13 protein-coding genes and 1 pseudogene are annotated in these 7727 nt (G+C 33.1%); 12 read left to right on the top strand and 2 right to left on the bottom strand.

All coding sequences use genetic code 11. The features are described 5' to 3' along the window. Positions 1 to 42: 42 nt before the first annotated feature. On the bottom strand, positions 43 to 486 hold the full coding sequence (locus QV06_RS09390; RefSeq protein ID WP_065237913.1) for a YmfL family putative regulatory protein: 444 nt from the start codon (positions 484 to 486) through the stop codon (positions 43 to 45). A gap of 54 nt (positions 487 to 540) precedes the next feature. Continuing rightward, a complete protein-coding gene (locus tag QV06_RS09385; protein ID WP_065237914.1) occupies positions 541 to 786 on the bottom strand; it encodes a helix-turn-helix domain-containing protein in 246 nt (81 codons plus the stop codon). 79 nt (positions 787 to 865) lie between these two features. On the opposite strand from QV06_RS09385, the gene QV06_RS09380 reads away from it, so the two are divergent. The 12 genes and pseudogenes from QV06_RS09380 to QV06_RS09330 form a co-directional block, all read left to right on the top strand. Beyond that, complete coding sequence (locus QV06_RS09380; RefSeq protein WP_065237912.1) at positions 866 to 1531, top strand: LexA family protein; 666 nt, start codon at positions 866 to 868, stop codon at positions 1529 to 1531. Positions 1532 to 1642: 111 nt separating this feature from the next. Further along, complete coding sequence (locus tag QV06_RS09375; RefSeq protein WP_065237911.1) at positions 1643 to 2518, top strand: hypothetical protein; 876 nt, start codon at positions 1643 to 1645, stop codon at positions 2516 to 2518. Positions 2519 to 2533: 15 nt separating this feature from the next. Then, entirely contained in the window at positions 2534 to 2968 is a 435-nt protein-coding gene (locus tag QV06_RS09370) for a hypothetical protein (protein ID WP_065237910.1), read from the top strand. A 736-nt stretch (positions 2969 to 3704) separates the two neighbouring features. Continuing rightward, entirely contained in the window at positions 3705 to 3863 is a 159-nt protein-coding gene (locus QV06_RS11730; RefSeq protein WP_156542039.1) for a hypothetical protein, read from the top strand. A 73-nt stretch (positions 3864 to 3936) separates the two neighbouring features. Continuing rightward, positions 3937 to 4215: a hypothetical protein gene (locus QV06_RS09365; RefSeq protein WP_065237909.1), complete on the top strand. Its 279-nt coding sequence runs from the start codon at positions 3937 to 3939 to the stop codon at positions 4213 to 4215. 13 nt (positions 4216 to 4228) lie between these two features. Then, a complete protein-coding gene (locus QV06_RS09360) occupies positions 4229 to 4858 on the top strand; it encodes a hypothetical protein (protein WP_065237908.1) in 630 nt (209 codons plus the stop codon). Positions 4859 to 5104: 246 nt separating this feature from the next. Next, positions 5105 to 5698 (top strand): KilA-N domain-containing protein, encoded by a 594-nt coding sequence (locus tag QV06_RS09355; RefSeq protein WP_065237907.1) that lies wholly within the window; start codon positions 5105 to 5107, stop codon positions 5696 to 5698. An 88-nt stretch (positions 5699 to 5786) separates the two neighbouring features. Next, positions 5787 to 6047 carry a hypothetical protein gene (locus tag QV06_RS09350; protein ID WP_065237906.1) on the top strand — a complete coding sequence of 87 codons (261 nt, stop codon included), beginning with the start codon at positions 5787 to 5789 and terminating at the stop codon, positions 6045 to 6047. Then, a complete protein-coding gene (locus QV06_RS09345; RefSeq protein WP_065237905.1) occupies positions 6047 to 6355 on the top strand; it encodes a hypothetical protein in 309 nt (102 codons plus the stop codon). Before QV06_RS09350 ends, QV06_RS09345 begins: the two co-directional genes overlap by 1 nt. After that, entirely contained in the window at positions 6352 to 6801 is a 450-nt protein-coding gene (locus QV06_RS09340; protein WP_065237904.1) for a siphovirus Gp157 family protein, read from the top strand. Before QV06_RS09345 ends, QV06_RS09340 begins: the two co-directional genes overlap by 4 nt. A 38-nt stretch (positions 6802 to 6839) precedes the next feature. Next, complete coding sequence (locus QV06_RS09335) at positions 6840 to 7535, top strand: AAA family ATPase (protein WP_245174276.1); 696 nt, start codon at positions 6840 to 6842, stop codon at positions 7533 to 7535. Then, positions 7532 to 7727 (top strand): annotated as a pseudogene (locus tag QV06_RS09330) (hypothetical protein); the annotation flags it as partial. The gene QV06_RS09335 and the pseudogene QV06_RS09330, both read left to right, overlap by 4 nt.

Here is a 7727-nt window from a genome sequence, read left to right as displayed (position 1 = left end):
CAGTTCCTTTTATATAACTAACCACCGTTGCCGCGGTGGTTTTTATTTCCGTTTATACAGAGCTATAGCTAGTTCAACTGAATTAGCTGTTGCAGATAAATGTTTATTTAAAGCTGCTCTAATCTTTTCCTCCTCATTAGGAGTTATTACACCATCTGTCATTGCTTTCTCTAGTGCTTCATACAGCAATCCCCTTGCTGCAATTTCATGTACTTGCTTGCAAGATAGCTCCACATTATCAATTTCGCCTTCAACTGGGATCTTTAGGAAAACTCCCCCAGACTGATGGCATAATTCATCTATAAAATCTGTTAATCCAAATTCATTTTGAATCGCAATTAACTCTTCGTTTTTAAAGCGTTGCCCCTTAGTTTGATAAAGTCTGTTATTAAGCTCAGCCTCTGTAAATCCAAGAAATCCAGCTACTGCGCTTTTCCCACCAGGAATTTTTTCAATCATTTCTATGATCGTCTTTTTCATTGTCATAATTTCCTTATGTTTTTTATGGTTTTATTTAAGAAATTGAGTGATAAATTACAGTTATGAAAAATTAGCTGGATTACTAAATCGCTTGATTTCATCTGCTGTTACCGAATAATTGAGTGCTTTAGCAAGTCGTTCTGAATAATTTGTTTCTCCTGTGTAATCAGTTCTAGGTAAAGCGTTTGATGTTCTCCACTTATAAACGGCTCTAATTGATACACCACAAATTGCAGAGACTTCACTCACACTAAGAGTGTCAATAAGATTCTTTAAATTTTCATATTTTACTCCTTTGTTGTACATAAAGTACATATCAAATCATAACTGAAAGTACTTCAATGATTATTTATAATTGAACCAATCGTTCAATAAGGGTTAGAAAATGATTACTGAAGAAGAAATTAGAAAAGGATTTGCTGATAGATTGGCATTAGCTTGTAAATTGAAAGAATTTCCAGATAAAGGAAAAGGTAAGATATTAGCGGACCACCTAAATCTAACGCCAAAGGCTGTCAGTAAATGGTTTAATGCTGAAACAATGCCATCTCCAGCAAATATCTATGCAATTGCTAAGTTTTTAGATGTATCAAAAGAATGGCTAACATACGGTGATAAAAATGCTTCGTTGGAAACAATTAAGCCACAAAGAGCTTATCCATTATTAAGTTCAATACAAGCAGGATTATGGAAAGGAATCAATGCATTAGATAACGAGCAAGGCTATGAAATGATACCAAGTACTATTCTAGCCTCTGAAGATTCTTTCTATTTACGAATTGAAGGAAAATCAATGTTGCCTCGTTTTAATGAAGGTGATTTAGTATTAATTGATCCAACGCTTTGCCCATCTCCAGGCGACTTTGTCGCAGCTGTAAATCATGATAATGAGGCTACGTTTAAACAATATAAAGAGTTGGGAGATTTAGATGAGTACGGCAGACCTCACTTTGAATTAGTTCCACTAAATCCAATGTTCCCAAGATTAAATTCTCAATCACACCAAATTAGAATTATTGGTGTAGCTGTACAAAGAATTGAAACACTATAGAGTCTGAGGTCCAGAATTTGATTTTATTGGGTAAGGATATAGAAGTTATCCTTATAAGGTATTTAGGATAACGCATTAAAAACCAACATTACTTATAACTAAGGAAAGAAGATGGCAATAAAGCAACATAAGTTCAACATTAGATTCTATTCTGCTCAATCAGAGACTGGTTATAATTTTAGATCGCTTGTAAACCATTTTAAAAATGATTCAATGCCTGTAGTAATGATAGGAAATTATGCGAGAAGAATACATATCTTTTCTGATAATTCAAATTTTGATAATTCTATCTCAGGTTATTTCTCAACATTTAGAGAAGACTTATTACACAAAGGAAATAAAAAGACAGGCAAAGAGGAACTCCTAAATCTTGAAGATGATGAATCTATCATAGAACGAAACTATTTCACACTCTTTTACGGAAAAGAAAAAGAAATATTGCTTTATCATAATTCATCTCTATATGGCAATATAAGAAACTTTGAAAGTTATCTTACAAACCTAACTCAAGCAGTATCTAAAGATAACAAATTCTATAAAATTACAATGGCAGAAATTGGGGCTGAAGAATTTTATCCAGATAATAGAAAAGCACCATTAATCCAAATAGAATACAAAATATCTCGTCCAAACAGTAAAAAGCCAAGAGATGGCGAAGACCCATGGGTTCAAGAACAGTTTGATGAAATGGGAGAGCTTGGAGTTAGAACACAGAGAGTTATTCTTCATTCAAGAAAAGGTTTATTACCAGATGCTTGGAATACAGTAAAGATACTCCTTAATCTTGACAGAACTAAAATGTTAAAAGTAACACTCAAAGACATAGAACAGCCAATCGACCTACTTCACAATGTATTAAAAGATAAATTTTCAATTCAAGCATCATCAAGGGAAGAAGTTAAACTAGAGGATATTTTTTCAAAAATCCATAAGATAAAAGAAAAACATAATGATATACTAAAAGAATACCTTGATGATGAGGAATAACTAAGGAGAATAAAAGTGCATATCAAACATTGGAAGAAAGTAGCTTTTACTTTTAGTTTTGGTTTGCATTTTTATTTATGGAAAACAGGTACATTTACAGAGCTTAGCTTAGATGAAATCCATGATTTGAGTAATAATCTATTTTCCATATCAGCAACATTGATAGGATTTATTTTTGCCGTAATTGCTATTTTAGTTACAATAACCGAAAACCCACTCATAAAAGAAATGAGAAAAAACGGAATGTACTCTGAAATAATAGATCACCTCGGCTATCTAATAGTAGGGTTTAGCATAACGATGTTACTTAGTTATATCAGTTTACTGTTTTCTGGTGAATATCTACATTATTTATTAATCTGCACCTCTTTTATCTTCATGTATAGCATGATTATGTTAATTACTGACATGTTTAGACGATTAAAATTAACATTCCGAAATCTTAAATAATATCCTCTCGCAGTATTTTTTCTTAACCAACACCCTTGCTTAACCATTTTCGTGGCGTCACGAAAATGATAGTTAGTTCGACTTACTGCAAAAAATCAACTGTTCATTTGTTCATTTTTACCGCTCAACAATATTAATTTGCTCAAAAATCAAGCAATCAAACATTTTTCCAAAATTTTTATTTCTTTATAAATCACACATTTATGAACTTTTAATTCATTATTACATTATTTTTGTACTTTTAATTCTTTACTTTAACGAACTTAAAGTACATAATAAGTGCGTCAAAACGAGATACACAATATCTCAAGCTCTTTTAACAATTTGGATTAAAAACACCCTATGCGGTCGCTAAGTATTGGTAACGATGCAGAGAGACAACTGCTCGCTTAGATGAACGTTTAGTCTTACGTGAAAAATCGCTGTGAAGTGAATTGGCAACGGAACCAATAGGGTGAATCGAGTTCTCTCAAGTAAGCAACGGCAGTGAATCGTGAAGCATAGAGAGTTTATCGAATCTAATACCTGTTTCAGTGAGTATTAATTAACACAATATCTAGTATTTCAGAGGTGGTTAAGCAGGCATTAGGAAAATCATTTACTAATTACCTCTTATTAGCTGAGTGATTTTTACTTGCATATAAACTCCGTTTGGTTTCGCCCTCTTTATTGAGGGCTTTTTTTAAAGTTAATTCTATGAGTGAGCTTTAAAAAGAAAAGGAAAAGGAGAAACACTATGAAATACAGATACTCACACTTAGGTGATGATGAAGAAATACCTATTAATCCTGACGATCAAGATTATGGCGAAGATGATAGCTTTGATCCATGTGATTGTGATGAAGCTGCTCTTGATTATGAATTACTACACTTCAGAAAAGACAGCAGATACTAAAAATCTTGACTTTTTTCTGTATAGGTCTCAATCTTACAAAGAAAATTTAACTCTATACAATAAAAGGTAAAGTATGACTAGTAACTCAGATACTAATAGAACGCTAAATAATAATGCTGACTCTTTAGAAAAAGCAATACAAAAAGCTAAAGAAAATGGTCAACAACATCTAGAAGTAGAAATAGCAGAGCTAATAAAAATTTTTAATAAAATGGATGAAAATAATAAAAAAGATTATTTTGAGGAAATAGAATATGCACAAATGATGCTTCAATTACTGTTCTTTAGAACTATTGAAACTAAATTAAAAATATCAATAAATAGTTTCTCTAACTCACATGGATTCATGTAGCTTTTATGATTCATTGAAAAAGGAGATTAAAAATAAATTAGATATAAATAAATATATAAATGCAAGAAAAAATATAGAAGATTTAGATAAAATACTAAAAGAATACCATATACAAGAAGAAGAAAACACGAAAGCTGCTGCAAATGAAACTTTAAAAATCCTAAAAAATTTATCAGAAAAAGAAAATTGTTCATATTGGATAACTTTAGGATTACTAATAATATTTTCACTTTTACCAGTAGAACTATCATTCTGGTATGGATATAAATATGATCTCGATACTGTCATTAAGGCTTTTAGTGAAATAAGTTCTCTCAGCCCATTTATTATATCCCCAATAATAATTATATTCTTCACATTACTTATATACTTAATTAAATTACATTCTGCAGTAAATAAAATTAGACATGACTATAAATTTAAATATAATACATTTAAATTATTTTTATATAGCCATAATTGGATTGATACTAAGATAAATAATGAAGAAGATAAGAAACAAGCCCAAAAAACAATAATCACAGATTTAATGAAAACACTATCTGATAATCCTACAAGACTAATATCTAACCAAAACAATGAATTACCAGTAGAGCAAATAATATCTGCAGTGAAAGATGCAGTAAACAGTAAGTCCAAATAGTATAAATATTGACAAACCGCCCTGCTTCGGACTAAGATAACCGCACTACAAACGAAAGACGGTTATCCGCCCGTTCTAAAGCGGTTTTTTTGTGCCTAAAATTTAGGTAGCGATCGTTTATGGTCGGGTCGAGAGAGCCTAATACAATACCGAAAGGAAATAAGCTCCGCCATCTTTCGTTGGTAGTTGAAACCCGATCACCTACTAAGTGATCTGCTAACTAAACTAAAACGAAAGGTACAAAATATGTCAAACTTACAAATCTTAAATACATCTATCCGCACTTTAGATAACCTTTATTCATTAAATGATCTTCATCTTTCTAGTGGAAATGACCCGAAACATCGCCCTAGTTTATTTATAAGACTTGAAACAACAAAAGATTTAATTAATGAAATTTCAAAAGAAGTTAGAAGCACAGATCTGATCTTCAAAACTTTAAGAGGTAGAAATATTCAAGGTACATATGCTTGCAAAGAGCTAGTTATCGCTTACGCTGCTTGGATAAGCCCAGCATTCCATTTAGTTGTATTGAGAGCTTTCTTAAACCAAATTGAAAGTAAGCAAAAACAAATTGCTCTACCTGAACCACAAAAACCTAAAACGATCGAAATTGATACAGATGTTTTAGACGCACTTATAAAATACTGCAAGTTAGCTAAACGACATGGTGAGCAACTAGAGCCAGCTATGCGAACAATCTATACATCACTTGGCTTAGAGCGATATATCAAAAATAACTTTGCGGCTCAAGCTTACGACTTAGCACACGAGTTCAATTATTGGATTGACGAAGCCGAAAGAACCTATCTTTCTCAAACCACACCAAGATTGAGATAAACCAAATATTCACCGCCTTACCTTACTTTTTAGTGAGGCGGTTTCTTGCACCCTAAATTCAGTAAATTGTTCAAATAAGGAGCAAAAAATGAAATTCACGCACGAACCACTCTACCTTATTTTTGCCGTCATCATTGCCTTTATCTTAGGCGTAAGTTGCCAACCAGCTCAAGCTGCTACATACGACAAAGATACCGACTATTACGACCACACTCTCTATGAGCCTACCGAAACCGAAATAGAGATGGCTAATCAAGAATGGAAGCAAGAACACGGCGATTTGCAAACACCACTTACGCCACAGCACGAATCTGAGATCAGAGAACGACTATTGAAGGGGCTTAGGTGATGGATATATTTGAAAAACTCAATCAACAAGCAATCATCATAAAAAAACAAGCGTTCAAATCGCTTAAAAACCGACTTTTCCTAGCTTATCAGCAATATAAAACTGACAGCGAATGGATGGAATTTTTTGATGAATTACTGCTTAACGAAAGCTATCACGACATTACTAATGCAATACAGTTGCTTAAAGTTAGCCAAGTGTATAAAGACAAATTGCAGCATATCTTAAATGTATCTCAATTTTACTACGTGCAAACAGCAGAAAATGCAGACCACAGAACATTAAACCAATTTGAGGTAACGCTATGAGCTTATATCAACTCTCAGAACGACTAAAAAATATCAATGAATTACTTGATGATGAAGAATTTACTAACGAACAAGCCGTTATTGATGCCTTTAACTGCTTGGAAATGGAATTTGAAGATAAAGTAGCTGAAGTATGGAAATTACATAAAGAGACAGAAATCTTAGCCGAAACCGCAAAAGCAGAAAAACAGCGGTTAGAGAAAATTCAGAAAATGTATGAACGTAAACAGCAACGCTTACGCAACCTTATCTATGCATCAATGCTTAATTCAGGTACTAATAAAATTAAAAACCCATTATTCAAACTAAAGATGACCGATCCAATTATGAATAAGGTAGATATTGCAGAAAATGCTGTTATTCCTGATGAGTTTTATATTCCCCCAGATCCAAAACTCGATCGTGTTGCACTGCTAAACGCCTTAAAGAATGGGGCTGAAATTTAAGGCGTAGTATTAACAGGTTCAAGACAGTTAAGGGGGCTATGATGAGTATTGCTACGCTTATTTTAGGAGAAAGTGGTACAGGAAAAAGTACTAGCTTACGCAATTTAAATCCGAATGAAACGTTGCTTATTCAAGTTATCTCAAAGCCACTCCCTTTCAGAACAAAAGATTGGAAATATTTTGATAAAGAGAACTGCCCAACAGGCAATGTTTTTGTTTGTGACAATGCAGATAAAATCTGCCAACTACTAAAGCAAACAAAACGAAACATTATTGTTATTGACGATTTCCAATATTTAATGGCAAATGAATTTATGCGTCGTGCCAAAGACAAAGGCTACGATAAATTCACTGAAATTGGATTACACGCTTGGCAGATTTTTGATTTAGCTGGAAAGCTAGAACATAACAAACGAGTTTATATTCTCTCTCATACACAAAATGACGACTTAGGTCGTACAAAAATTAAAACGATTGGCAAAATGCTTGACGAAAAAATCACCTTAGAGGGGATTGTTACTGTCTGCTTACGAATGAATGTATCAGATGGTAAGTACACATTTCTCACGCAAAACAACGGCAGCGATACAACAAAAAGCCCTATCGGCTTATTTGAGGAACAACAGATTGATAACGATCTTGCCTACGTTGATAGCCAAATTTGTGATTATTGGGGAATTATCACTGAACCTCAAACCACAGAAGACACCACTAAACAGGAGAATCATCAATGACCCAACCTATTTTTACCTATAACCAAGAACAAGCACTTAAAGCAGGCAATTCACAATTTATCAGTGAAACAGGTGCTTATCTCTGTAAGATTATCAGTGCTGAATATACCCAAGCACAAAGCGGTGCATTATCACTAGAATTAAGTGTAGAAACCCAAGAAGGATTAAAAGGTAACTATCTTTCTATTTACT

It is taken from the genome of Gallibacterium genomosp. 3, from assembly GCF_001678475.1.
Lineage (GTDB): Bacteria > Pseudomonadota > Gammaproteobacteria > Enterobacterales > Pasteurellaceae > Gallibacterium > Gallibacterium faecale.
Note: the sequence above shows the minus strand (reverse complement) of the source record. Positions and strands in the feature narration are given on the sequence as shown.